The sequence below is a fragment of the Paraburkholderia lycopersici genome (assembly GCF_900096975.1).
Lineage (GTDB): Bacteria > Pseudomonadota > Gammaproteobacteria > Burkholderiales > Burkholderiaceae > Paraburkholderia > Paraburkholderia lycopersici.
Window position 1 is genome coordinate 219,624 of sequence record NZ_FMYQ01000004.1, and the last position, 25,709, is coordinate 245,332.

General features: G+C 65.0%; 20 protein-coding genes. 10 read left to right on the top strand and 10 right to left on the bottom strand.

The features are described 5' to 3' along the window. Nucleotides 1–2: 2 nt before the first annotated feature. Together narH and BLU17_RS07075 are read right to left on the bottom strand one after the other, a co-directional pair. Nucleotides 3–1,529: a nitrate reductase subunit beta gene (gene narH, locus BLU17_RS07070; protein WP_091996001.1), complete on the bottom strand. Its 1,527-nt coding sequence runs from the start codon at nucleotides 1,527–1,529 to the stop codon at nucleotides 3–5. Further along, on the bottom strand, nucleotides 1,526–5,329 hold the full coding sequence (locus tag BLU17_RS07075; RefSeq protein WP_091996002.1) for a nitrate reductase subunit alpha: 3,804 nt from the start codon (nucleotides 5,327–5,329) through the stop codon (nucleotides 1,526–1,528). The genes narH and BLU17_RS07075 overlap by 4 nt, the downstream gene beginning before the upstream one ends. 540 nt (nucleotides 5,330–5,869) lie before the next feature. On the opposite strand from BLU17_RS07075, the gene otnI reads away from it, so the two are divergent. Then, nucleotides 5,870–6,658 (top strand): 2-oxo-tetronate isomerase, encoded by a 789-nt coding sequence (gene otnI / locus BLU17_RS07080; RefSeq protein WP_091996003.1) that lies wholly within the window; start codon nucleotides 5,870–5,872, stop codon nucleotides 6,656–6,658. A gap of 22 nt (nucleotides 6,659–6,680) precedes the next feature. On the opposite strand, the gene BLU17_RS07085 is transcribed toward otnI, so the two are convergent. Next, complete coding sequence (locus BLU17_RS07085; RefSeq protein ID WP_091996004.1) at nucleotides 6,681–7,511, bottom strand: helix-turn-helix domain-containing protein; 831 nt, start codon at nucleotides 7,509–7,511, stop codon at nucleotides 6,681–6,683. Nucleotides 7,512–7,709: 198 nt separating this feature from the next. On the opposite strand from BLU17_RS07085, the gene BLU17_RS33035 reads away from it, so the two are divergent. The 3 genes from BLU17_RS33035 to BLU17_RS07095 all read left to right on the top strand — a co-directional run bounded on the left by BLU17_RS33035 (nucleotide 7,710) and on the right by BLU17_RS07095 (nucleotide 8,904). Then, nucleotides 7,710–7,871: a hypothetical protein gene (locus tag BLU17_RS33035; RefSeq protein ID WP_176928946.1), complete on the top strand. Its 162-nt coding sequence runs from the start codon at nucleotides 7,710–7,712 to the stop codon at nucleotides 7,869–7,871. A gap of 254 nt (nucleotides 7,872–8,125) precedes the next feature. Next, the gene (locus BLU17_RS07090) at nucleotides 8,126–8,563 is read left to right on the top strand and encodes a DoxX family protein (protein ID WP_091996005.1); all 438 of its coding nucleotides are present in this window, start codon (nucleotides 8,126–8,128) and stop codon (nucleotides 8,561–8,563) included. A gap of 71 nt (nucleotides 8,564–8,634) precedes the next feature. After that, on the top strand, nucleotides 8,635–8,904 hold the full coding sequence (locus tag BLU17_RS07095) for a hypothetical protein (protein ID WP_091996078.1): 270 nt from the start codon (nucleotides 8,635–8,637) through the stop codon (nucleotides 8,902–8,904). Between the two features lie 26 nt (nucleotides 8,905–8,930). Here BLU17_RS07095 and BLU17_RS07100 read toward each other — a convergent pair whose 3' ends face one another. Continuing rightward, nucleotides 8,931–10,400, bottom strand: coding sequence for an MFS transporter (locus BLU17_RS07100; protein ID WP_091996006.1), 1,470 nt, complete (start codon nucleotides 10,398–10,400; stop codon nucleotides 8,931–8,933). Between the two features lie 109 nt (nucleotides 10,401–10,509). Then, nucleotides 10,510–11,811 carry an MFS transporter gene (locus BLU17_RS07105; RefSeq protein ID WP_091996007.1) on the bottom strand — a complete coding sequence of 434 codons (1,302 nt, stop codon included), beginning with the start codon at nucleotides 11,809–11,811 and terminating at the stop codon, nucleotides 10,510–10,512. 372 nt (nucleotides 11,812–12,183) lie between these two features. Between BLU17_RS07105 and BLU17_RS07110 the strand changes: the two genes are divergently transcribed. Further along, on the top strand, nucleotides 12,184–12,897 hold the full coding sequence (locus BLU17_RS07110; protein ID WP_091996008.1) for a response regulator transcription factor: 714 nt from the start codon (nucleotides 12,184–12,186) through the stop codon (nucleotides 12,895–12,897). A 137-nt stretch (nucleotides 12,898–13,034) separates the two neighbouring features. On the opposite strand, the gene BLU17_RS07115 is transcribed toward BLU17_RS07110, so the two are convergent. Continuing rightward, nucleotides 13,035–13,304 carry a hypothetical protein gene (locus BLU17_RS07115; RefSeq protein ID WP_091996079.1) on the bottom strand — a complete coding sequence of 90 codons (270 nt, stop codon included), beginning with the start codon at nucleotides 13,302–13,304 and terminating at the stop codon, nucleotides 13,035–13,037. 231 nt (nucleotides 13,305–13,535) lie between these two features. Continuing rightward, nucleotides 13,536–13,868, bottom strand: a complete 333-nt coding sequence (locus BLU17_RS07120; RefSeq protein ID WP_091996009.1) for a hypothetical protein — start codon at nucleotides 13,866–13,868, stop codon at nucleotides 13,536–13,538. Nucleotides 13,869–14,082: 214 nt separating this feature from the next. Here BLU17_RS07120 and BLU17_RS07125 point away from each other — a divergent pair, with 214 nt between their 5' ends. Beyond that, the gene (locus BLU17_RS07125) at nucleotides 14,083–17,253 is read left to right on the top strand and encodes a transglycosylase domain-containing protein (protein ID WP_091996010.1); all 3,171 of its coding nucleotides are present in this window, start codon (nucleotides 14,083–14,085) and stop codon (nucleotides 17,251–17,253) included. 75 nt (nucleotides 17,254–17,328) lie between these two features. On the opposite strand, the gene BLU17_RS07130 is transcribed toward BLU17_RS07125, so the two are convergent. From BLU17_RS07130 to BLU17_RS07145, 3 genes are all read right to left on the bottom strand, one after another. After that, the gene (locus BLU17_RS07130; protein ID WP_091996011.1) at nucleotides 17,329–17,877 is read right to left on the bottom strand and encodes a YMGG-like glycine zipper-containing protein; all 549 of its coding nucleotides are present in this window, start codon (nucleotides 17,875–17,877) and stop codon (nucleotides 17,329–17,331) included. Nucleotides 17,878–17,901: 24 nt separating this feature from the next. Further along, nucleotides 17,902–18,303, bottom strand: a complete 402-nt coding sequence (locus BLU17_RS07135; RefSeq protein ID WP_091996012.1) for a hypothetical protein — start codon at nucleotides 18,301–18,303, stop codon at nucleotides 17,902–17,904. 648 nt (nucleotides 18,304–18,951) lie between these two features. After that, on the bottom strand, nucleotides 18,952–19,686 hold the full coding sequence (locus tag BLU17_RS07145; protein ID WP_245746749.1) for a TetR/AcrR family transcriptional regulator: 735 nt from the start codon (nucleotides 19,684–19,686) through the stop codon (nucleotides 18,952–18,954). Nucleotides 19,687–19,872: 186 nt separating this feature from the next. Between BLU17_RS07145 and BLU17_RS07150 the strand changes: the two genes are divergently transcribed. Genes BLU17_RS07150 through BLU17_RS07165 form a run of 4 tightly spaced genes read left to right on the top strand, consistent with a single transcriptional unit; the run spans nucleotide 19,873 to nucleotide 25,541 of the window. Next, the gene (locus BLU17_RS07150; RefSeq protein WP_091996014.1) at nucleotides 19,873–21,054 is read left to right on the top strand and encodes an isovaleryl-CoA dehydrogenase; all 1,182 of its coding nucleotides are present in this window, start codon (nucleotides 19,873–19,875) and stop codon (nucleotides 21,052–21,054) included. A gap of 26 nt (nucleotides 21,055–21,080) precedes the next feature. Beyond that, complete coding sequence (locus BLU17_RS07155) at nucleotides 21,081–22,688, top strand: carboxyl transferase domain-containing protein (protein WP_091996015.1); 1,608 nt, start codon at nucleotides 21,081–21,083, stop codon at nucleotides 22,686–22,688. 12 nt (nucleotides 22,689–22,700) lie between these two features. Continuing rightward, nucleotides 22,701–23,489 carry an enoyl-CoA hydratase/isomerase family protein gene (locus BLU17_RS07160; protein WP_091996016.1) on the top strand — a complete coding sequence of 263 codons (789 nt, stop codon included), beginning with the start codon at nucleotides 22,701–22,703 and terminating at the stop codon, nucleotides 23,487–23,489. 30 nt (nucleotides 23,490–23,519) lie between these two features. Next, on the top strand, nucleotides 23,520–25,541 hold the full coding sequence (locus tag BLU17_RS07165; protein ID WP_091996017.1) for an acetyl/propionyl/methylcrotonyl-CoA carboxylase subunit alpha: 2,022 nt from the start codon (nucleotides 23,520–23,522) through the stop codon (nucleotides 25,539–25,541). Nucleotides 25,542–25,709 lie beyond the last annotated feature (168 nt).

Sequence of the window (25,709 nt, forward strand, 5' to 3'; positions counted from 1 at the left end):
GATCAGACCTCCCGAATGGGAATCTGGCGATGACCGTTCGTCTTCGGCGCGAACAGGCTCGCTTCGGAGCGCCCGTCCGAGCAGCCGTTGCCGAACGTGAAGCCGCACGACGAACGCAAGTCGAAGGCGTTCTCGGCGTACTCGCGGTGCGTGGTGGGAATCACGAAGCGGTCTTCGTAGTTCGCGATCGCGAGATAGCGATACATCTCCTCGACCTGGGCCAGCGAGAGACCCGCTTGCGCGAGCACCTGCGGCGCGTCCACGCGATCCACATGGCGGGCGCGCATGAACGCGCGCATGGCGAGCAGGCGCTCCAGCGCGACCTGTACCGGCTTTTCGTCGCCGGCGGTGAGCAGGTTCGCAAGGTAGCGTAGCGGGATGCGCAACGAGTGCACGTCGGGCAGCCAGCCGTTCATGCCGAGTTCGCCGCTGTTGGCCGCCGCGTTGATGGGCGAAAGCGGCGGCACGTACCAGACCATCGGCAGCGTGCGGTACTCGGGGTGCAGCGGGAACGCAATGCGCCAGTCGATCGCCATCTTGTAGACGGGCGAGTGCTGCGCACCATCGATCCACGCCTGCGGAACGCCGTCGCGTGCGGCCTGCTCGATCACGGCCGGATCGAAGGGATCGAGAAACACATCGAGCTGCGCCTGATAAAGATCGGTTTCGTTGGCGACGCTTGCGGCTTCGCGAATCCGGTCGGCGTCGTAGAGCAGCACGCCGAGATAGCGGATGCGTCCCACGCAGGTCTCCGAGCACACGGTGGGCTGTCCCGCTTCGATACGCGGATAACAGAAGATGCACTTCTCGGCCTTGCCGCTGCGCCAGTTGAAGTAAATCTTCTTGTACGGGCAACCCGAAACGCACATGCGCCAGCCGCGGCACTTGTCCTGATCGATGAGCACGATGCCGTCTTCCTCGCGCTTGTAGATCGATCCGGAAGGACACGCGGCCACGCACGCCGGATTGAGGCAGTGCTCGCACAGGCGCGGCAAATACATCATGAAGGTGTTTTCGAACTGGCCGTAGATCTCCTTTTGCACGTTCTCGAAGTTATAGTCCTTCGAGCGTTTCTCGAACTCGCCGCCCAGAATCTCTTCCCAGTTCGGCCCCCACTCGATCTTCTCCATGCGCTCGCCGCTCACGAGCGAGCGCGGCCGCGCAACGGGCGTGGCCTGGGTATTGCCGGCTTCTTGCAGGTGGGCGTAATCGAAGGTGAAAGGCTCGTAATAGTCGTCGATTTCAGGCAGGTGCGGATTCGCGAAAATCTGCGCGAGCAGCCGCCACTTGCCGCCAAGGCGCGGCTCGATCTGGCCGTCGGCCTTGCGCACCCAGCCGCCGCGCCAGCGCTCCTGGTTCTCCCATTCCTTCGGATAGCCGATGCCGGGCTTCGTCTCGACGTTGTTGAACCACGCGTACTCCATGCCTTCGCGGCTCGTCCAGACGTTCTTGCAGGTGACCGAGCACGTATGGCAGCCGATGCACTTGTCGAGGTTCAGCACCATCGCGATCTGCGCGCGCACTTTCATGAGCTTTCTCCTTCGCGAACCGCTGCATTGGCTGCCGCATTGACCGGATCAGGCAACGGACCTACCGGCGTTTCTTCCGCGTCGAGCCAGTCGACGTTCTTCATCTTGCGAACGATGAGGAATTCGTCGCGGTTCGAGCCCACGGTGCCGTAGTAATTGAAGCCGTACGCCAGTTGCGCGTAGCCGCCGATCATGTGTGTGGGTTTGAGCGAAATGCGCGTGACCGAGTTGTGGATACCGCCGCGCGTGCCCGTTATTTCGGACCCCGGCGTATTCACGATCTTTTCCTGCGCGTGATACATCATCACCATGCCGCGCGGAATGCGCTGGCTCACCACGGCGCGCGCGCAAAGCGCGCCGTTCGCGTTGAAGCACTCGATCCAGTCGTTGTCGATCACGCCGATCTGCGCGGCGTCTTTCTCCGAAATCCACACGATCGGGCCGCCGCGCGAGAGCGTGAGCATCAGCAAGTTGTCGGTGTAGGTGCTGTGAATGCCCCATTTCTGGTGCGGCGTGATGAAGTTCAGGGCGATCTCTGGATTGCCGTTCGGGCGCGAGCCGGCCATTTTTTCGTAGCTGCCCGTGTCGATGGGCGGTTTGTACACGCACAACGCCTCGCCGAACGCGCGCATCCACGCGTGATCCTGATAGAGCTGCTGGCGGCCGCTCAATGTTCGCCAGGGAATCAGCTCGTGCACGTTCGTATAGCCCGCGTTGTACGACACGTGCTCCGACTCGATGCCGCTCCACGTCGGCGACGAAATGATCTTGCGCGGCTGGGACTGGATATCGCGAAAGCGGATCTTTTCGTCGGCGCGCGCTTCGGCGAGATGCGCGTGTTCGATGCCCGTGAACTTCGAGAGCGCTTCCCACGCCTTCTTTGCGACTGCTCCGTTCGTTTCGGGGGCGAGCGAGAGGATCGTCTCCGCGGCGTCGAGCGCCGTCTCGATGCGCGGGCGGCCTTTCGCGTCGCCCGCGTCGGCCGACTCGTCGCGATAGTTCAGCGCGCCGAGTTCATGGACTTCGTCCTCGGTGTTCCAGCTAATGCCCTTGCCGCCGTTGCCGAGCCGGTCCATAAGCGGCCCGAGCGACGTGAAACGGTGATACGTCTCGGGATAATTTCGCTCCAGCGTGACCACGCCCGGCATGGTCTTGCCCGGAACCGGCTCGCATTCGCCGCGCTTCCAGTCGTCTACGCCGAAGGGCTGGGCCAGCTCGCCGGCCGCGTCGTGCGCGATGGGCGAGAGCACCACGTCGCGCTCCACACCTAGATGGCCGACACTGAGTTCGGAAAAGCGCTTCGCGATGGCCTTGAAGATTTCCCAGTCGCTGCGCGCCTGCCACGCCGGGTCCACGGCGGCGGAGAGCGGATGAATGAACGGGTGCATGTCGGACGTATTCATATCGTCTTTCTCGTACCACGTGGCCGTGGGCAGCACGATGTCCGAGTACATGCAAGTGGTCGACATGCGGAAGTCGAGTGTGCAGAGCAGATCGAGCTTGCCCCTGGGCGCTTCTTCGCGCCATACGACTTCCTCGGGGCGCGGCACGCCGTCCTTCACGACTTCTTCGCCTTGAACACCGTTCGTTGTCCCGAGAAGATGCTTGAGGAAGTACTCGTGCCCCTTGCCCGACGAGCCGAGCAGGTTCGAGCGCCACACGAACAGATTGCGCGGAAAGGCGGCGGGATTGTCGGGGTCTTCGCAGGCGAGCTTGAGGCTGCCCTCCTTGAGGCGGCGCGCGACTTCGGCGCCTGCCTTCGCGGGGTCTTCGAGCGAACGGCCCAACTCTAGCGGATTGCTGTCGATCTGCGGGGCCGACGGCAGCCAGCCCATGCGCTCGGCGCGCACGTTGTAGTCGATCGGCGCACCATGAAAGTCGGCCTTGTTCGCGAGCGGCGAGAGCAGGTCGGCCGGATTCATCGGGTCGTAGCGCCACTGGTCGGTGTGGGCGTAGAAGAACGATGTCGCGTTCATGTGGCGCGGCGGCCGGTTCCAGTCGAGCGCGAAGGCGAGCGCGGTCCAGCCTGTTTGCGGACGCAACTTTTCCTGGCCGACGTAGTGCGACCAGCCGCCGCCGGACTTGCCGATGCAGCCGCACATCACGAGCATGTTGATGATGGCGCGATATGCCATGTCCATGTGGAACCAGTGGTTGATGCCCGCGCCGATGATGACCATCGAGCGGCCCTCGGTCTTGTCGGCGTTCCCGGCGAACTGGCGCGCGACGTTGACGACGTCCTCGCGCTTCACGCCCGTGATCGCCTCCTGCCAGGCCGGCGTATAGGGCACGTCGTCGTCATAGCTGCGCGCGACGTCCTTGCCGCCCAGGCCCTGGTCGAGCCCGTAATTGGCGACGAAGAGATCGTAGACGGTGGCCACGAGCCGCTCGCCCGCGGTCGTCGTCACGCGCCGCACGCCGATGCGCCGGCTCAACACGGGCCCGTGCGAGGTGTGCGGGAAATGCGGATGCGCGACGTTGCCGAAGTACGGGAAAAGCACGTCGACGACATCGTCGTGCTTTTCGACGAGCGAGAGCGCGGGCGTGAGCGGCGTGCCGCGCACACTTTCCTCGCGCAGATTCCACTTGCCGCGATCGGCGCCTTCCTGCTGGCCCCAGCGAAAGCCCACCGAGCCGAGCGGCACCGCGAATTCGTTCGTCGCGCTGTCCACGACGACGGTCTTCCACTCGGGGTTGTTGTCCTGGCCGAGCGAGCCGTCGATGTCGGAAGCGCGCAGATAGCGGTCGGGGACGTACTGGCCGTCGCGCTCGACGAGCGTCACGAGGCAGGACATGTCGGTGAAGCGGCGGCAGTAATCGGCGAAATAGGCGCTCTTGCCGGCGAGGTGATACTCCTTGAGGATCACGTGACCCATGGCGAGCGCGAGCGCGGCGTCGGTGCCTTGCTTCGGATGCAGCCAGATGTCGCCGAACTTCGCACCTTCGGCGTAGTCGGGAAAGATCGAGACGATCTTCGCGCCGCGATAACGCGCTTCCACCATGAAGTGCGCGTCCGGCGTGCGCGTCTGCGGCACGTTGGACCCCCACATCACGATGAACGAGGCGTTGTACCAGTCCGCGGATTCGGGCACGTCGGTCTGCTCGCCCCACGTTTGGGGGGAAGCCGGCGGCAGGTCGCAGTACCAGTCGTAAAACGAGAGGCACACGCCGCCGATGAGCGAGAGATAGCGCGAACCCGCCGCATACGACACCATCGACATGGCGGGAATCGGCGAGAAGCCGATCACGCGGTCGGGGCCGTGGCGCTTGATCGTGTGCACGTTCGCTGCCGCCACGATTTCGAGCACTTCGCTCCAGTCCGCGCGCACGAAGCCGCCAAGGCCGCGCCGTGTTTGATAACTTTTGCGCGCGGCCTCGTCGTCGACGATGGCCGTCCACGCGGCAACGGGGTCGAGCGTGCGGCGTTTTTCGCGCCATAGCTTGACGAGCGCGCTGCGCACGAGCGGGTATTTGAGGCGATTCGCGCTATACAGATACCACGAATACGATGCGCCGCGCGAGCAGCCGCGCGGTTCGTGGTTGGGCATGTCGGGACGTGTGCGCGGATAGTCGGTCTGCTGCGTCTCCCATGCAACGATGCCCCCCTTCACATAGATCTTCCAGGAGCACGAGCCGGTGCAATTCACGCCATGCGTGGAGCGTACGATCTTGTCGTGCTGCCAGCGCGTGCGGTACGCCTCTTCCCATTTTCGGTCTTCGTCTGTGACGGCGCCGTGTCCGTCTGCGAATTGTGTTCGTGCCGCCGTGAAGTAACGCAGACGATCCAGAAAATGACTCATGGCATCTCCAGCTTGCGCGTTGGGGACACCCATAATTTAAGAGAAGGACGGAGAAGAAGTAAAGGGGATGAATGAAATCTCTTTCGGTGTATGTGATCGGATATATCGAAATTTCGCGGAAACCGGCATCGAGAGGGAGAAGCGGAGGGTATGCAGAAAGCAAGGCGGCATCGCAGGTGTTTGGAAACAATTAACGTTTCAAAAAATTGCTTGCGATGTGAGGGATTTTCATGAATTTCTCGGAGATTGGCTGTGGTAGAGGGGTTTCTTGTTTTCTTGAGTAAATACGGAGTTCTAAATATGACGTGAATCGAATGTGAAATGAAAGTCCGATTCTCGCCCCAGAGCGGACTTATGGTTCCGAAGCGCATGACGGTGCGTGAAAATGGAAGATCGTTGCGTGCACATGAATCAAGAGGGGTGTTCAGATTCATTTCGTGATCGGGGCATAGGTTCGGTGTTCTCGCCGCGCCGATGCCTTCACACCGCAGCCCGCTTTGGCAGACAATACCGGCTAGACCGCTAACTGGAGTTGCCTCGATGCCGCGCTTCGCCGCCAATCTCACGATGATGTACAACGAGCACGCGTTTCTCGACCGGTTCGCCGCTGCGGCGCGAGACGGCTTCGAGGCCGTCGAATATCTGTTTCCGTACGAACATCCTGCTGCCGAAATCAAGGCGCGACTCGATGGCGCTTCGCTCACGCAGGCGCTCTTCAACGCGCCGCCGGGAAACTGGTCGGCGGGCGAGCGCGGCATTGCCTCGTTGCCGGGCCGCGAAGACGAATTTCGCCGTAGCATCGATACCGCGCTCGATTACGCGTGTGTGCTCGGCAATCGCAAGATCCACGTGATGGCGGGCCTCGTGGCGAGCGAGGCGTCGCGCGCGGCGCAGCGCGAGCTGTATGTGAAGCACCTCGAGTACGCGGCGCGCGCCGCGGCGGACAACGGCATCGACGTGCTGATCGAGCCGATCAACACGCGCGATATGCCGGGTTATCTGTTGAACCGCCAGGACGACGCGCACGCAATCTGTGCGCAAGTGGGCGCGCCGAATCTGCGCGTGCAGTTCGACTGCTATCACTGCCAGATCGTCGAAGGCGACCTGGCCGTGAAGCTCAGGCGCGACATCGGACGGATCGGCCACATCCAGATTGCAGGCGTGCCCGAGCGCCACGAGCCCGACAGCGGCGAACTCAATTACCCGTGGCTGCTGGCGCTGATCGACGAACTCGGCTACGACGGCTGGATCGGCTGCGAATACCGGCCGCGCGCGGGCACCTCGGCTGGCCTCGGGTGGATTCGGCCGTGGTTCGCCGCGCGCGGTTGAGCGCGCCCGGCAAGCGCGCACGTCACCGCGCTGCGTCGCGCAGCGCTTGCGCCGTTTGCGGGTCGGCGGGAAAAAAGGCCTCGATTGCAAGCTCGGAGAGCGTGATGTCGACCGGCGTGCCGAACACAGTGGTCGTGCTGTAGAACGCCAGTTCGCCGAGCGCCGTGCGCACGCGCAGCGGCACCGCGATGTGATGAGCGATCGGCTCGGTGCTCGCAACGGCGGCTCCGGGCGGCGTCGGGTATGCAGCCAGTTCGTCGCGCAGCGCGGCAAGCACGGGGTCGCCGCTCGCCTCGATCTGGCGCTGCAGGCGCGTGAGCAGGTGATCGCGCCACGCATGCCAGTTGACGATGCGCGGCGCCATGCCCTCGGGATGCAGCGAGAGCCGCAGCGCATTGATGGGCGCGGCGAGCAGCGCAGGCGAAGCGTCGCCGATGAGCGGCGCAAGCGCGCCGTTCGTGGCGACGATATTCCAGTGGCGGTCCACGGCCACAGCGGGATAAGGCTCATGCCCGCGCAGCACGAGATCGACGGCTTCGCGCGCGGCGGCGAGCTGCGGATCATCGAGGGCGCGCTCGCGGTAAAGCGGCGCGTAGCCGGCCGCCACGAGCAGCGCGTTACGCTCGCGCAGCGGCACTTCGAGCTGTTCCGCAAGATGCATGACCATTTCGCGGCTCGGCAGCGCGCGGCCCGACTCGACGAAGCTCAAATGGCGCGTCGAAATCTCCGCCTCGGTGGCGAGCAGCAACTGGCTCATGCGCCGGCGCACGCGCCAGTCGCGCAGCATCTCGCCGACGCTGCGGCGCCCGGCGCCGGCCGGCGCGGCGAGGAGTGTGGAAGCGAGCGTGTTCATGCCGCCGATTCTAGCGAAACGCGTGCGTCCGTCGATTACGTCTGAGGTAAAGTCCGCGCCGCGCGCTGCCGATACCCCGGATATATGAAAACATGGGGAATACGCCCCTGCGGCAATTACGGCCGACGTTTACCACGGGCCGCCCGATCGCCTAAAATGAGATAACTCACGTACTGGCGTCGCACTGAGGAGACTGCCATGAGGGAAACCGTTGTTGCTTATCTGCTCGGACCGGCCGTGATGGTGCTGGTGTGCGTGGCTATGTGGGCCGTGTCGCGCCGCAGCAGAGGCACGCTGGAGGCGCGCTTCACCCGCTGGCTCGATGCGCATCGGCCGCATGGCATGCGCCACAAGCATTGAGCGTGCCAAAGGCGGCCGCTTGCGCGATCGAATCGCATCCGTCGCATCGCATTGCGAATGGATCGCCGCATGGCGGATCGCGAAAATTTTGTAGCATTCCGAATTAATTCCCCAACCATATCGCTTCGCCCCGCATAGCCGCTGCCGCGTTGGCATACGGCGCGTCGTCCCGCTTGCCTGCCGTTCCCGATTCAAGTCGAGGGAACTGGGCGTACGCCTGACGGTCATTCCGATATTGCATACCGGAGTCCCCCATGACCCGTCCCGCCGATTCCTTCATCATCTTCATTGCCCGTATCGCGCTCGCCATTCTTTTTCTCTGGGGCGGGGCCATGAAGCTGCTGGGATACGCGGGGTTTGTCGGTTATCTGCACTCGAAGGGTGTGCCGTACGCCTCGTACGGCGCGATCGTGGCGACGGTCATCGAACTGCTCGGCGGCATCGCGCTCGTGCTGGGCGTGCGCACGCGCTCCGTTGCCTTCGTGCTTGCCGTGTACGCCATCGTCACGGCGATCCTCGGCCACGACTTCTGGAACATGACCCAAGCTGCGGCGCAACAGGACGCCGTCGTCCACTTCTGGAAAAACGTCGCGATCGCGGGCGGTTTCCTGCTGCTGACCGTAACGGGCGCGGGACGTGCTTCCGTTGATGGCTTGCGCGCGCCGCGTGGCGGCGTCGGCCTGCGAGGCTGATGCGGCCGACGTTCACCGGCGCGAGCGACGTACCATATCCACCGGGCAACCGGGTGACGAGGGAGCAGGCCGTGATACAGAACTTCGACTTCAACGTGGCAGGCAAGACCGGGCAGTTCTGCGCGAGCCTTGCGGAAGACGGCACGCGGCGCGTGTTCATCAGCGACGCGGATTCCGCGAAGACCCTGGTGATCCTCGACGCCTCCGGGCTCCTCGGCGCGCTCAAGGCGGACCTCGAGGAGCCCGACCGGCTGATCGCCCACGCTATCCGCAAGGCGCAGAACGATGGCCTGATCGCGCGCGCGATCGACTCCGGCGCGATCCAGGAGGCGTCGCTGTAGCGCGCCGCGGCACATCGGAAGGCGTATCAGCGCGATTCGGATTCACTCATCCGCGCCGCCGCGGCCCGGCTCGCGCCGGCATGTGTCGGGCCGGTCCTCACGAACCACGCCAGGCCGGCCGCCGCGAGCAGCAGCGCCGTCGAAATCGCCGTTTCCGCGCGCAGGCCGGCCACCACCTGGGCCGCGCCGGCCCCGCCGGCGAGCGCGCCGAACGCCGCCACGCCCACCGCACCGCCCGCCTGACGCGCCGTGTTGAGCAGCGCGGAAGCCGTGCCCGCGCGCGCGGGCTCGACCGACGAGAGCACGGCGGTCGTCATCGCCGGCACGGCGAGACCCATGCCCGAGGGAATCAGCAGGAAGGCGAGCAGCACGAAGGCGAGCGGCGTCGCGGCTTCGACGGCCATCAGCAACGCGTAGCCTGCGCCCGCGACGAGCGCGCCGACGACCATCGGCCGGCGCGTGCCGTAGCGCGCGACCACATGGCCGCTCACGACGTTCGAGAGCAGGAACCCGCCGGTGAGCGGTATGAACGCGAGGCCCGCCTGCAAGGGCGTCTCGCCGCGCGCATGCTGCAGATACAGCGCGAGCACGAACACCGTGCCGTAATACGTGAGATTCACGCAGATGCCGAACAGCACCGCCGCGCTGAACGGGCGGTTGCGCAGCATGGCGAGGGGCAGCATGGGATCGCGCACGCGCGCTTCGAGCGATACGAACGCTATGCCGGCGGCGAGTGCGAGCGCGAAGCCGCCCGCCACGGCCCAGTGGGCGAAGCCGAGCGGACGCCATTCGATCACGGCGCCCGTGAACGCCGTGAGCGCCACGATGGCGAGGCATTGTCCGCGCACGTCGAGGCTGCGTACCGGGCGCGCGCGGGTGGCATCGAGCTCGCGCGCATGTCGGCGCGGCGCCGGAATCCACGCAAGCGTGGCCGCAAGGCCGGCTGCGCACAGCGGCAGATTGACGAGGAAGATGCCGCGCCAGCCGAACGTCGCGATCAGCAGGCCGCCCGCCACCGGCCCGGCGGCGATCGAAATGGCGCCGGCGGCGGTCCAGAAGCCCACGGCGCGCGCCCTCAGCGCGCGGTCATGGCGGCAGGCTTCGTTGAGGAGCGCGAGCGAGTTCGGCAGCATGGCCGCCGCGCCCGCGCCCTGCACGGCGCGCGCTGCGATCAGCATGGCCGGGCCGGTGGCGAGGCCGCAAGCGAGCGAGGCGAGCGCGAACACCACGAGCCCGGCGCCGTAGAGGCGGCGCGTGCCGTAGCGGTCGCCAAGCACGCCGCCCGAGAGCATTAGCACCGCGAAGGCGAGCGTGTAGGCATCGACGATCCATTGGAGGCCTGCGACGTTCGCGTGAAGATCGGTCGCGATGCGCGCGAGCGCGATGTTGACGATGGTGACGTCGAGCTGGGTGACGACGAACCCGACGCTGACGGTTGCGACGATGCGCGTCAGCGCGGGCGTGAAGTGGACGGGGGTGGGGTGTGAGCGATTCATGCGCCCATGTTAGGCCGGGCGGTGGCTTCGACGTTTCAGTGTGACGTGAATCGTCGAAGCCGGCGAAGCCGTGAAACGGTGCCGGATCAGTGGCGCCGCCCGGCAACGTTCATTCGGCGCGATGCGCGTCCTTGAAGAACAGCGTCGTCATCGCGCCGAGCACGCAGATCGCCGCCACGTAGTACGTGGGCGCGAGCGGCTCGGACTTCATCAGGAGCGCGACGACGATCGGCGTGAGGCCGCCGAACACGGCATAGGCGACGTTGTACGAGAACGAGATGCCCGAGAAGCGAACCACCGGCGGGAACGCATTCACCATCACGTAAGGCACCGCGCCGATCGTGCCGACCAGCAGCCCGGCCAGCGCGTAGAGCGGCATGAGCATCGAACTGTCCACGGCGATCCGGCGGAACAGCACGTAGTACGAGATGGCGAGCGCAATGCCGCCGATGGCCAGCACGCGGCGCGCGCCGAAGCGGTCTGCGAGCGCGCCCGCGCTCACGCAGCCCACCGTGAGGAAGAGCGTCGCGACGCAGTTCGCGAGGAGCGACGTGGTGGCGTCGAGGTGGAATTGCTTCTGCAGGAGCGGCGGCGTCATCAGAATGACGACGACGATGGCTGCCGAAAGCATCCACGTGAGCAGCATCGAGACGATCACGGCGCGGCCGTGGTCGCGCAGCACGGCCTTGAGCGGAATTTCGTCGGCGAGCGACTTGCGCGCCTGCATCTCCGCGAACACGGGCGTTTCGTGCAGCCACTGGCGCAGGTATACCGAAAACATGCCGAACAGGCCGCCGATCAGGAACGGAATGCGCCAGGCATAAGCGGCGATGTCGGCGGGCGCGTAATGGTGGTTGACCGCCGCGGCGATCAGCGAACCGAGCAGGATGCCGAACGTGAGCCCCGCCGTTAAGGTGCCGCACGCATAGCCGATGTGGCGGTGCGGCACATGCTCGGAGACGAACACCCAGGCGCCCGGCACCTCGCCGCCCACGGCCGCACCTTGCAGCACGCGCAGCGCGAGCAGCAGCACCGGCGCGAGCACGCCGATCGTCGCGTAGGTGGGCAGGCAGCCCATGGCGAGCGTGGGCAGCGCCATCAGCAGTACGGAGAGCGTGAACATGCGCTTGCGGCCGAGCAGGTCGCCGAAGTGCGCCATGACGATCCCACCGAGCGGCCGCGCGAGATAGCCGGCGGCGAAGATGCCGAAGGTCTGGAGCTGACGCAGCCAGTCGGGAATCGTTGCGGGGAAGAACAACTGGCCGATGGCCGGCGCGAAGAATACGAAGATGATGAAGTCGTAGAACTCCAGCGCGCCGCCGAGTGCGGCGAGTCCGAGCGTCTTGTAGTCGCTGCGGCCGAGCGCGCGCGCAGCGGCGGGCGTGCGCACGCCAATTTCTGTTGCTTGCATTTCCGAAAAACCAGGGTGTTTGTTATGTGCGAAGTCGTGCGGGACGCGAATGGACGTCCCTGATGGCCGAATTTGCCTGGTGCGCGCGTGGCGCGGGGAGCGGCGGTCGTCGGAAAGTGGGCGCGAGGGTGGGCACGGCAACAGCGCGTCCGTATGGGTGGGCGGACGCGCCGACGACTTCAGGCCAGCCCGCGATTCTACAGGAAGCCTGGTATCCGCTAGATGCGCGCCCCGAGCGGCGCTGTCAGGCCGGTTGCGCGCCATCGTGTGAAACGATGAAGCGCATTGGATTTCGGACTCCTCCGATGGGCAGTCTTTGCACATATCCACAGAATTGCGCGGCTTGATATTCGATCCAACAGAGGACTCACCATGCGCATTGCGATTTTTCAGCGCGACGCTGCCCACCGCCAGCAGATCGAGCGCGCGCTGACGCCATGCGGCCACGCGTGCATGCCGTTCAGCGACGCGCTCGCGCTTGCGAGGGCGCTCACCGCGTCGACCGTCGACATGCTCTTGCTCGACTGGCCGGGTTCGCGGGTCGCGGACACCGAACTGCTGAGGACGTTCCGGGCGGTGAACGGCAGCCAGGTCCCGGTGCTGTTCGTTTCGGAGGACGCGTCGGACGAGAGTGTGGTGCAGGCGTTTTCCGTCGGCGCCGACGACTACGTGAGCCTGCCTGTGTGCCCTTTGGTGTTGCGCGCGCGCGTGAATGCGCTCTTGCGCCGCGCCTTTCCCGACCGTTGCGGCGATATGACGATCGCGGCCGGCCCCTATCACTTCGACACGCGGCGTCAGGCCGTGAGCGTGCACGGCAAGCCCGTGCTGCTTTCGACCACGCAATACCGGCTCGCTTCGCTCTTTTTCTCGAGCATCGGGCGCGTGCTCTCGCGCGATCATATCTACGCGATGGTGTGGGGACGCGAGTTGCATACGCTCACTCGCACGATTGACAGTCACGTGTCGCGCCTGCGACTGCTGCTGGAAATCGACGAGCCCAACGGCTTCCGGTTGCAGCCGGTTTACAAGAGCGGCTACCGGCTGCTGCGCTTGCAGGATGAAGGCGAGGCGCTCGAACCGGCTTGAGGGGCGCCCGGTCCGCTAGCGGTCGGGGCAAAGATGAAAAAAAGGCGGCGGCACGTCGTGCGCGTGCCGCCGCCTTTTTTTGCGTAATTCGTAGGTAATATGCCTGGAGTGTGGTGCCTGGAGTGTGCGCCGTGTGCCTAGCGCGCGAGGCCGAGTCCCTGCAGGACGGCATTGCCCTCCGTCGTGAGGCGAATGCGCGGCGCGCCGGCGTCGTCCTGCATCTGCTCGACGAGTCCTGCCTCCTGGAGCATGGGGATCTCGGGCTTGGCGTGCGCGTCGATCGGCGCGTGCAGCAGCAAGAGGAGGGTCGCGAGCTCGTGGTGGCTCAGCAGCCGTCGCAGAAGTTTGCGGCGCCCGGGCCTGGCTGCGGGCGTTGCCTCGCTTTTTTCCCGGCCGTCATCCTGGATTTGCGGATCATGCGGGTTCACGGAACCTCCTGCTGCGTTCGTTTCTTTTCAGTGTGGGGATGATGCGGACGAAGTCTTAAGCGATTCTTAAAACGGCAGGCAAAAATGTGTCGCCGCGCTACAGTGCGTAACGTTGCGTAAGCGGATGTAATCGACGGGCGCAGGGTGGGGCGGCGCGGACGCGAAATGCTCGCTCGACGGCGGCGCCCGCGAAAGCCTACCCGCGAATCTTCAAGGCGCGCAGGTTTTGCTCGCCCCCTCGATCCACAGATTCGAGGCGTGGCGCTTGCCCGCGTAGTAGCGGTAGGTCGTCGTGCCGTTGTCGGCGCGGATCTTGACGACGTTCGAGTCGCCGAACTCGAGCATCTGGCCTTGCGGCAGCGGCGTTGTCGAGAAGCTTGCGCCATGGCGCGAAGCTTCCACGGTCAGGCACGAGATCACGTCCTGGACCGACCGGTTGGTTGTGGAATCGATGACTGGCTGGCCAGCATCCGGGTTGCTCTGAAACCACGCGCACGCGCCAAGCGTAAGCGAGAGGGCAAGGGGCACGGCAAGCTTCTTCATATTTCTCGGTATCCACGAAATAGCTGACCATTATATCGGGAGCATCTTTCGTGCCGCGCCGCCGCCGCAAAACTGTCACGCGACGGGCATGGGTGTTGCGGCGTCGCGACGTGCCCGCGAGGCCAGCACTACGGCCACACAATATCCTACAGAGCGAGATAGACTATCCGAGGGGTGCCGTCTGGAAATCTGACGTGACGTCAGGAGAATACGCATGAATCGCCCATCGGTACGCTTTCCTCTTCGCGCCGCTGGCGCTGGCTCGCTCTTCCGGTGGGTCAAGTGGGGATTCGTTGTCGCGTTTCTGGCTGCCCTCGTCATCATCGCGCGCATTGTCCAGATCGAAATCGACACCTCGCGTCTGCAGGCGCGCTATCTCTCCGAACTGACGCGCGACATCGGCTATACGGTCGAAAACGGGCCGAGCCACAGCATCCGCTTTCCCACGACGAACGGGCCGTATGACGTGCGGCTCGGTTACGCCCAGTTGCCCACGTTCGAGAGCCGGCTTGCCCAACGCGGCTTTACGATCGCCGCGCAGGCGCGCGATTCGGATCGCATGATCGCGGTGGCCGACGAGGGCCTCTTCCTGCCCTATGACGAAAAGGATCAGGCCGGGATCGTGCTGCGCGACGCTTCCGGCGCGATGCTCTTCCATACGCGTTACCCGCAGCGCGCCTACGAGAATTTCGACGCGGTGCCGCCCGTCGTGCGCGATTCGCTGCTTTTCATCGAAGACAAATATCTGCTCGCGCTCGACCAGCCGAACCGCAACCCCGCCATCGACTGGGGCCGCTTTAGCCGCGCGCTCGTCGACCAGGGCGCGCGGCTCGTGAACCGGCATCAGCAAACGCCGGGCGGCAGCACGCTCGCCACGCAGATCGAGAAGTTCCGGCACTCGTCGGGCGGCCGCACCGCCACGCCGCCCGAAAAGCTGCGCCAGATCGCATCCGCTTCGCTGCGCGCGTATCTGGACGGCCCGCAGACCATGCCCGCGCGCCAGCAGATTCTCGTGCACTATCTGAACTCCGTACCGCTTGCCGCGAAGCCGGGCGTGGGCGAAGTCAACGGTCTCGGCGACGGCCTCGCCGACTGGTACGGGCGCGACTTCCGCGAGGTCAACCGCATTCTGCGCGCGCCGCTTTCGACCGCGACGCTCGACGAGCAGGCACTCGCGTTCCGTCAGGTGCTCTCGCTGCTGATCGCGCAGCGCGCGCCCTCGTATTTCCTGCAGAAGAACACCGAGGCGCTCGCGAAGTTGACCGACAGCTATCTGCGCCTGCTCGGCGCCAACGGCGTGATTACGCCCGCGCTGCGCGACGCCGCGCTCGCTACGCATCTTGCCCTCGACCGTTCGAGGCCGGCCCAACGCGTGCCGGTCTCCTACGTGGAGCGCAAGGCGGTGCTGACGTTGCGCACGCAACTGATGCAGGCGCTGGGTCTGAAGACGCTCTACGACCTCGATCGCCTCGACCTCACCGCGACGGCCACGCTCGACGACAGCGTCCAGCAGGCCGTAAGCGACCGCCTTGCCGACGCCTCGACGAAGGACGGCGCGCGCCAGGCGGGGCTCGTCGGCTTCGAGATGCTGCGCCCATCCGACGATCCTTCGAAGATCGCGTATAGCTTCACGTTGTTCGAGCGCAGCAATGGCGAAAACCTCGTGCGCGTGCAGACGGACAGCGTGAACCAGCCGTTCGACATCAATTCGGGCGCGCGCCTGAACCTCGGGTCGACGGCGAAGCTGCGCACGCTCGTGACTTACCTGCAGATCGTGAGCGCGCTGCACGCGAAGTATGCCGCCGAAGATGCGAAGACGCTGCATGCCATGCTCAAGGACGTCGATCCGGGCGACGCGCTCACGCGCTGGGCGATCGACTATCTTTCGAAGACGTCTGACCGCTCGCTGCATTCGATGCTCGAAGCGGCCGTGGAGCGCAAGTATTCGGCCAGCCCCGGCGAGACCTTCTACACCGGCGGCGGCGCGCAGAGCTTCAACAATTTCGAGTCGAGCGACAACGCGCAGATTCTCACCGTGCATCGGGCATTCCAGCATTCGGTGAATCTCGTGTTCGTGCGGCTCATGCGCGACATCGTCCACTACAAGATGATCGAGACTTCGGGGCCGCCTGCGCAATGGCTCGACGATCCGGCCGTGCGCAACCGCTTCCTCACGCAGTTCGCCGACGGCGAAAGCCAGGTTTACATGAAGCGCTTCTATCGACGCTACGCGGGCAAAAGCGACGACGAAGCGCTCGCTATCTTGCTGCAGCACACGCGCAAGGGCCCGGCGCGCATTGCCACGGTGTTGCGCAGCGCGAATCCCGACGGCACGCTGCCGTGGTTCGACGCGCAAATGCGCGCACAACTCAAGAACACGAAGTTCCAGTGGCTGGACGACGAGGATCTCGCGCACTACTACGAGAAATACGCGATCGACAGATTCAACCTGAACGATCGCGGCTATATCGCGGGTATTCATCCGCTTGAACTGTGGCTGCTGAACTACCTGCGCGCGCACCCCGACGCGACGCTTGCGCAGGTCCAGCAGGAAAGCCGCGACACGCGCCTTTATACCTACAAGTGGCTCTTCAAGACGAAGTACCACGCCACGCAGGACCGGCGCATTCGGCACATGATCGAACTGCGCGCGTATGACTCGATTGGCAAGTCGTGGCGCGTGCTCGGCTATCCGTTCGACAGCATCACGCCTTCTTATGGCGCGGCGATCGGCGCATCGGGCGACCGGCCGGCGGCGCTCGCGCAGCTCATCGGCCTTATTTCCAGCAACGGGGAAAAGCTGCCGACGCATAGCTTCGAATCGCTCGACTTCGCGCGCGGCACGCCTTACGAAACGCGCTTCGTCCACGCCGCCACGCCGCCGCAACCGCTGATTTCGCCGCAAATCTCGCAGGTCGTGCGCGAGCTGTTGAACTCCGTGGTGGAAGGCGGCACGGCCAAGCGACTCGCCAACGGCATGACGTTCCCCGACGGCAAGACGCTGCCCGTCTACGGCAAGACAGGCACCGGCGACCAGCGCTTCAACGTGTACGCGCCGGGTGCGCGTCTCATCGAATCGCGCAAGGTGAACCGCAGCGCGACGTTCGTGTTCGTGATTGGCGACCGCTTCTACGGCACGCTCACGGCGTGGGTGCACGAGCCGTATGCGGCGCGCTATACGTTCACCAGCGCGTTGTCCGTGCAATTGCTGAAGTCGCTCGCGCCCGTGCTGCAGCCGTTGCTTGAGGCGAAGGGCAACGCTGGCGGCGATGCACAGCCCGATGCCGCACACGCGGCCCAGCAGATGACGCTGATCGATACGCAAACGGGCGAAATGCGCCGCGTGGTGTGGAACGGCGACAAGCTCGACGCTCCGGCGTATTGAGCCAGATAGTTCGGGATACAAAGTAAAACGCGAGGCTCGCGCATCTGCGCCGGCCTCGCGTTCTTCTTTATGCGATCAATATCCGCTCGGCGGGGGAGGCGGCGATCCCGGCGGGGGCGGCGGCAGATAACGCTGCTGGGGCGCGGGCTGGAACTGCTGCGGCGCGCTCTGGAACTGCGGTTGTTGCGGGGCCACCATGTTGCCGGGCGCCGGGATGCGGTTGCCCGTGGCGTACATGCACTGCAGATACGCGTAGTCGTAGCGGCGCTGCACGTCCCACGCGGAGCCTTGTGCGTTGCCCATGCCGACCGCGCTGCCCGCGAGCAGGCCCGCGCCGGCGCCAATGGCTGCGCCCTGGCCGCCGCCAAATGCGGCGCCGGCCGCCGCGCCGAGCGCCGTGCCGACCACGGCGCTGCCCACGCCGGCATTCGTCGCGGCCTGGTTCGTGGAGACGCCGCCCACCTGCTGGAAGGCGAACTGGCGGCAGTTTGCGTCGTCGGCGCGGAACTGGTCGAAGGTCTTGCCCGTGCCGGGCAGCGCCATCACGCTCGGCCCCGTGGGGACGACGGCGCACGCGCTCAGCAGCCCAGCCGTGGCGAGTAGCGTGAGATAGGTGTATTTCATGTGCGGCTCGATATCGTCAAGGTGTTAGTTCGAAGGCGCCGGCTGGGCGGGAACCGCGCGCCAGCCCGACGCGCATTGCTGCGCATACGGATAGTAGGTTTTCGACTCGTCGCAGTAATACCAGGTGTCGCTGTTTTCCTGCTGTCCGCCCGCGATGTCGCCAGGCGGCGCGTTGCCGGGGCCCTGCGGGCCCGCATCGGGGGCACCGGATTGCGGCTGTCCCTGCTCGATGTAGTCGGGCGCCTGTGGCGGAGGCGGCGCAACGATGACGGGCGGCGGCCCGTAGTAGTAAGGCACCGGCGCGACCGGGTAGTAATACGGCACGCCGCCGCCGATGAACACGCCGACATGCGCCGCATGTGCGACGCCACTCACGCCGACGAGCGCCGCCGCGACGGCTCCAGGTAGTAGCTTCAACCTTCTCACAAACGATCTCCAGTAATGGGAGGGCGTGGGCAACGGCGCACGCCAGCCAATTATGAAACGCTATGACATCGGCGACTTCAATGCAATTACGCGTGTTGCACCGTTTTTTCGAGTTGTTACAGGAGCGACTGCGCTGGCAGGCGCGTGAGAGATCCTCGGGGCGCGTACGGCATGCAACGGCGCGCTTCGGAGGCGATTTGGGGCGCAAACGCGCTGGGACTGCGCATTCCCGGCCCCGGCATGGGGCGGCGGCTGTAACAATCGGAGATCGACAGCGGGATTGGATCGCGGGCGGCGGGTAGTGAGTCGAGCGCCTGTGCAGCGTCATCAACGGTCGAACAGCTCCCATGCCGGATAGAGCGGCGTGCGTCCGACGTAATGCATGCCCCTTACGAAAATCTCGCGCACGTCAGGATGTCGTTCATCGAACAGCGCGTGAAAAGTACGGATTGCTATCGATTCAGTCGAGGACGTGACGCTTGTTGGCGCGGCGAAATTTGCCAAGCCGACGGCATCGGCTTGTGATGAGAGCGCACACAACGACTTGCGCGCAGCCGCCGACCTGCGCGTGCAAGGCGCGCCGATGATGCTGCGTGATCCGGCTTCGCGATGCGCGCGTGGCGAAGGAAGCGGCGGTCCGATGACCCGCTAGCGGGCCGGGCGCGCGCGCTCGAGCCGGCGCATGGCTTCGCCCACGTCCTGGCTGAACTGCGCAAGCGCGGCCAGTTCGAGATTGGGCGGCTGCAGTGCCGACCAGAGGGCGTCCACGAGCCGTTCGGCCGTGGCGTCGATATCGGTACGGCGGTTGGCGAGCGTTGCGTCCCACAGCACGTGCTCCATGGGGCCGAACACTAATGAGCGCAATAGCCGCAGCGGCAGATCGTTGCGGATCTGCCCGCTTTCCTGACCGCGCGCGAGCACGCGCATGAGCGGCGCCGTATAGCGGCGCTGCATTTCGGTGAGCGCTTCGCTCAGGTCGTGGTGGCGCGTGCGGCCTTCCGAAAGCACGAGCTCGCAAATGCCGGTGCCGCTCTCCAGCATCAACTGCAGATGCATGCGCACGATGAACGCAAACTGCTGGCGCACGGTGCCGTCACGCGGCAATCCGCCTTCGATCGCGGCAATGGATTCGTCGTACCAGTCGCCGATCACGCGTGCGCACAACTCACGCTTGCCGCGAAAGTAGCTGAACACCGTTGCCTCGGATACGCCAAGGCGCTGAGCGATTTCGGCCGTGGTGGCGCGAGCGTACCCTTTTTCGGAAAACACTTCGCGCCCCGCCTGCAGGATCTCGCGCACGCGCTGCTGCGACTTGCGGCCTGCCGGCTGGCGTCGCGACGCGGGCAGGACGGCTTTCTGAGCGGCGGCTTGCATCTTGAGCATGATTCAATTTACGTCTGGATGGATCGGATTATCCATGAAAGATTCGCCGTGATACAAGGAAATTTCGCGCATATTAGAACTTGAGCATCACTCAGAAATACCTATTGACGTTAACGTAAATGTGGCGTGAAATGTGCGTCCATGGGGCGAAGCACGGCCCGGTTCTATGAACACCTGGAGACACTGATGAGCAACGTACCCGGTTTGCAGTTCCCGCTCGGTGAAGAAGCCGAAATGCTGCGCGACAGCATTGCCGGCTTTGCGGCGAAGGAAATCGCGCCGCGCGCGGCCGAAATCGACCGCAGCGACCAGTTCCCGATGGAACTCTGGCGCAAGTTCGGCGATCTCGGCGTGCTCGGCATGACGGTTTCCGAGGAATACGGCGGCGCGAACATGGGCTATACGGCGCACATGGTCGCGATGGAGGAGATCTCGCGCGCGTCCGCGTCGGTCGGTCTTTCGTACGGAGCGCATTCGAATCTCTGCGTGAACCAGATCCACCGCAACGGCACCGAGGCGCAAAAGCGCAAGTACCTGCCGAAGCTTGTTTCGGGCGAGCACATCGGCGCGCTCGCCATGAGCGAGCCCAACGCGGGTTCGGACGTGGTCAGCATGAAGCTGCGCGCCGAAAAGAAGGGCGACCGCTATGTGCTCAACGGCACGAAAATGTGGATCACCAATGGCCCGGACTGCGACACCCTCGTCGTGTACGCGAAAACGGAGCCCGAAGCGGGGGCGCGCGGCATTACGGCGTTCATCGTCGAGAAGGGCATGAAGGGCTTTTCCGTTGCGCAGAAACTCGACAAGCTCGGCATGCGCGGTTCGCATACGGGCGAACTCGTGTTTCAGGACGTCGAAGTGCCCGAAGAAAACATCCTTGGCCAGCTCAACGGCGGCGTGAAGGTGCTGATGAGCGGGCTCGATTACGAACGCGCCGTGCTCGCCGGCGGGCCGACCGGCATCATGGCCGCGGTCATGGACGCCGTCGTGCCGTATATCCATGACCGCAAGCAGTTCGGCCAGGCCATCGGCGAGTTCCAGCTCATTCAAGGCAAGGTCGCTGACCTCTATACGACCTATCAGGCGTGCCGCGCGTATCTCTACGCGGTGGGGCGCCAGCTCGACACGCTCGGCAAGGACCACGTGCGCCAGGTGCGCAAGGACTGCGCGGGTGTGATTCTCTATACGGCCGAGAAGGCCACGTGGATGGCAGGCGAGGCAATCCAGATCCTCGGCGGCAATGGCTATATCAACGAGTATCCGGTGGGGCGTCTCTGGCGCGACGCGAAGCTCTACGAAATCGGTGCGGGCACGAGTGAGATTCGCCGCATGTTGATCGGCCGCGAACTGTTCGCGGAAACAATGTAATCCTAAGTCATTTGAGGGAGGACGGGATGCCGGTCATCGAATCGAAGCTCAATCCGCGCTCGGAAGACTTCAAGGCAAATACCGCGGCACTTGAGGCGCTCGTCGCGGACCTGCGCGAGAAAATCCGGAAGCTTTCGCTTGGCGGAGGCGAGGCCGCGCGCGACAAGCATCTCTCGCGCGGCAAGCTGCTGCCGCGCGACCGTATCGCGCAATTGCTCGATCCGGGTACGCCGTTTCTGGAGTTTTCGCAACTCGCCGCCTACGGCATGTACAACGACGACGCGCCGGGCGGAGGCATCATCACGGGCATCGGCCGCATTGCCGGGCAAGAGTGCGTGATCGTCTGCAACGACGCCACGGTGAAGGGCGGCACGTACTATCCGGTCACCGTGAAGAAGCATGTGCGCGCACAGGAAATCGCGCAGGAAAACAATCTGCCTTGCGTGTATCTCGTCGATTCGGGCGGCGCGAATCTGCCGAATCAGGACGAGGTGTTTCCGGACCGCGATCACTTCGGCCGCATTTTCTACAACCAGGCGAATCTCTCTTCGCAGGGCATTCCGCAAATCGCCGTGGTGATGGGCTCATGCACGGCCGGCGGCGCCTATGTGCCGGCCATGAGCGACGAGTCGATCATCGTGAAGAACCAGGGCACGATTTTCCTCGGCGGCCCGCCGCTCGTGAAGGCCGCGACGGGCGAGGAAGTGAGCGCCGAAGACTTGGGCGGAGGCGACGTGCACACGCGCCTTTCCGGCGTGGCCGATCATCTCGCGCAGAACGACGCGCATGCGCTCGCGATCGCGCGCTCGATCGTCGGCAATCTGAATCGCGCGAAAACGCCGCCCGTGGTGCTGCGCGACCCGCTGCCGCCGCGCTACGAAGCAAAGAGCCTGTACGGCGTGATTCCCGTCGACACGCGCAAGCCCTTCGACGTGCGCGAGGTGATCGCGCGCATCGTCGACGACTCGGCCTTCGACGAGTTCAAGGCGCGCTACGGCACCACGCTCGTTACCGGCTTCGCGCACATCTGGGGCCATCCGGTTGGCATCGTCGCGAACAACGGTATTCTGTTCTCCGAATCGGCGCTGAAGGGCACGCACTTCATCGAGCTTTGCTGCCAGCGCAAGATTCCGCTCGTGTTTCTGCAGAACATCACGGGTTTCATGGTGGGCCGCAAATACGAGAACGAGGGTATTGCGCGCAATGGCGCGAAGATGGTGACGGCGGTGGCGACCGCAAAAGTGCCGAAGTTCACGGTCATCATCGGCGGTTCGTTCGGCGCGGGCAATTACGGCATGTGCGGCCGAGCCTATTCGCCACGTTTTCTCTGGATGTGGCCGAACGCACGCATTTCCGTGATGGGCGGCGAGCAGGCCGCTTCCGTGCTCGCGACGGTGCGCCGCGATGGCATCGAAGCGAAAGGCGGCTCGTGGAGCGCCGAGGAAGAAGACGCATTCAAGCAGCCGATTCGCGATCAATACGAGCGCCAGGGTCATCCATACTACGCGAGCGCGCGTCTGTGGGACGACGGCGTGATCGACCCCGCACAAACGCGCGACGTGCTCGGCCTCGGCCTTTCGGCGACGATGAACGCGCCGATCGGGGACACGCGTTTCGGCGTGTTCCGTATGTGACGGGAGAGGACGATGCACTACGAAACGCTCATCGTGGAAGTCGCCGGACACGTGGCGACGCTCACGCTCAATCGCCCCGAGGTGCGTAACGCATTCAATGAAACGATGATCGCGGACGTGACGGCGGCCTTCACGGCGCTTGGCGCGCGCGACGACGTGCGCGCAATCGTGCTTGCGGGCAACGGCAAGGCCTTTTGCGCAGGCGCCGACCTGAACTGGATGCGCAAGATGGCCGGCTACTCGGACGAGGAGAATCGGGAGGACGCGCTGCGTCTCGCGCATATGCTTTCGGCCATCTATCGCTGCCCGAAGCCCGTGGTCGCGCGCGTGCATGGCGACGCCTACGCGGGCGGCATGGGCCTCTTGTGCGCCGCCGATATCGTGGTGGCCGCCGAAAGCGCACACTTCTGCCTTTCCGAAGCACGCCTCGGCCTGATGCCCGCCACGATCGCGCCATACGTGATTCGCGCGCTTGGCGAGCAGGCTTCGCGCCGCTACTTCGTCACGGCCGAAGCGTTCGATTGTGCGACCGCGTTGCGGCTGGGCCTCGTCAGCGAAGCCGTGAGCGCGGAAGAACTCGACGCGACCGTGCAACGTATCACCGAAACGCTTTGCGCGAACAGCCCGAACGCCGTGCGCGAGTGCAAGCAACTCGTGCAGGACGTGGCGGGCCAGACGATCGATGACGCCCTGATCGAAGACACCGCCGTTCGCATCGCGCGTATTCGCGCGAGCGAGGAAGGGCGCGACGGCGTGTCGTCGTTCCTTGAAAAGCGCACGCCGCGCTGGCGTACCGAATAAAGCCACGCAGCGATATAGCGAGGACACTACATGTTCAACAAGATCCTGATCGCCAACCGGGGCGAAATTGCTTGCCGGGTGGCGGCCACTTGCCGGCGGCTCGGCGTGAAGAGCGTGGCCGTGTATTCGGACGCCGACGCAAACGCCAAGCACGTCGCAGCCTGCGACGAGGCCGTGCACATCGGCGAGGCCGCCGCCGCGCAAAGCTATCTGCGCATCGAGCGCATCATCGAAGCCGCGCGCGCAACGGGTGCGCAGGCCATTCACCCGGGCTATGGCTTTCTTTCGGAGAACGAAGACTTCGCCCGCGCATGCGAAGCGGCCGGCATCGTGTTCATCGGGCCGCCGGTCGAGGCGATCGCCGCGATGGGTTCGAAGGCGGCCGCCAAGGCTCTGATGCACGCAGCAGCGGTGCCGCTCGTGCCCGGCTACCACGGCGACGACCAGGACCCGGCGCTCCTGCAACGCGAAGCCGATGCAATGGGCTACCCCGTGCTGCTCAAGGCGAGCGCGGGCGGCGGCGGCAAGGGCATGCGCGTGGTCGAGCGCAGCGAGGACTTTGCGGCGGCGCTCGCCTCATGCAAGCGCGAGGCAGCAAGCAGCTTCGGCAACGACCGCGTGCTGATCGAGAAGTACCTCATGCGGCCGCGCCACGTCGAGGTGCAGGTGTTCGCGGACAGGCACGGCGGCGCCGTCTACCTGTTCGATCGCGATTGCTCGGTGCAGCGCCGTCACCAGAAGGTACTCGAGGAAGCGCCCGCCCCCGGGCTGCAGGACCAGGTGCGCCACGCGATGGGCGAGGCGGCCGTGGCCGCGGCGCGTGCGGTGCACTACGTAGGCGCGGGCACCGTCGAATTCATCATGACGGGGGCCGATTTCTACTTCATGGAGATGAATACGCGCCTGCAGGTCGAGCATCCGGTGACGGAAATGGTCACCGGGCTCGATCTCGTCGAATGGCAGTTGCGCGTGGCAGCGGGCGAACCGTTGCCGCTCGACCAGTCGCAACTCCTGGTCACGGGGCACGCGCTCGAAGCGCGCATCTACGCGGAAAATCCGGCGCGCGGCTTCCTGCCGTCCACAGGCACGCTCAAGCATCTGCGCATGCCCGAGGGCGTCGAGTTCCGGCTGGGCGATGCGGGGCAACGCGCGGGCGTGCGCATCGACAGCGGCGTGCGCGAGGGCGACACCATCACGCCGTTCTACGACCCGATGATCGCGAAGCTGATCGTGCACGGCGCCACGCGCGAAGAAGCGCTGGCGCGCATGGAGCGCGCGCTCGAAGCGTGCGAGGTGGTGGGGCCGCATACGAATGTCGAGTTCCTGCACAGGCTCGTGACTTGTGAGCCGTTCGCGAACGCCGATCTCGACACGGGCTTGATCGAGCGGAACCACGACGCATTGTTCGCGCCGCATCAAAAGCCGGTTCGCGAGGCGCTCGCGCTTGCGTGCGCGGCGCTGCTTGGGCGGGAAGGTGGCGCGGTAGTGGATGCGTCAGCGGGGACCTCGCCGTGGCAGGCGCTTTCGCATTGGCGGTTGAACAGCGGCTTTGCACAATCGCTCGCATGGCGCGACGTGGAAAGCGATACGGCGTTCACGGTGGCGCATACGCACGATGGCGGCGAACAGACGCTGGCCTATGCGGGACATGGGGCGCGATATACGTGGTGGCGCGGGCAGGGCGCGGATGAATACGGCGCAACCCTTGACGAGCGGCGCGTGACAGGACGCGTCTTCATCGACGGCGATGTATTTCACGTGTTTTGCCTTGGCGCCGCAATGGCGTTCGAGTGGCAGAACCTGCTCGCGCACGCGGCCGACGCGGAGCACGGCGAAGGCCGTTTGACCGCGCCGATGCCGGGCAAGGTGATCGCCGTGCTGGTCGAGCCTGGCGCGATAGTCGAAAAGGGCGCCCCGCTCATCGTCATGGAGGCGATGAAAATGGAGCACACCATCGGTGCGCCAACGGCCGGTAAGGTAACCGAAGTATTGTACGGCGTCGGGGACCAGGTGGCGGATGGCGCGCAATTGCTGGTGCTGGAAGCCGCATGACGCATGGTTCAATACGCGCCTCGCAGCCTTCCTGAGGCTGGATCGCGATGTGAAGTTGTGCCCTGGGGCGCTTCGTTTGGCGGAGCGCCCTTTTTTTCGCAGGCAATTCGTCGGGGACCGGATCGAACAGCGCGCACTTCGCGGAGAAACAATGCCATCATGTAGGCG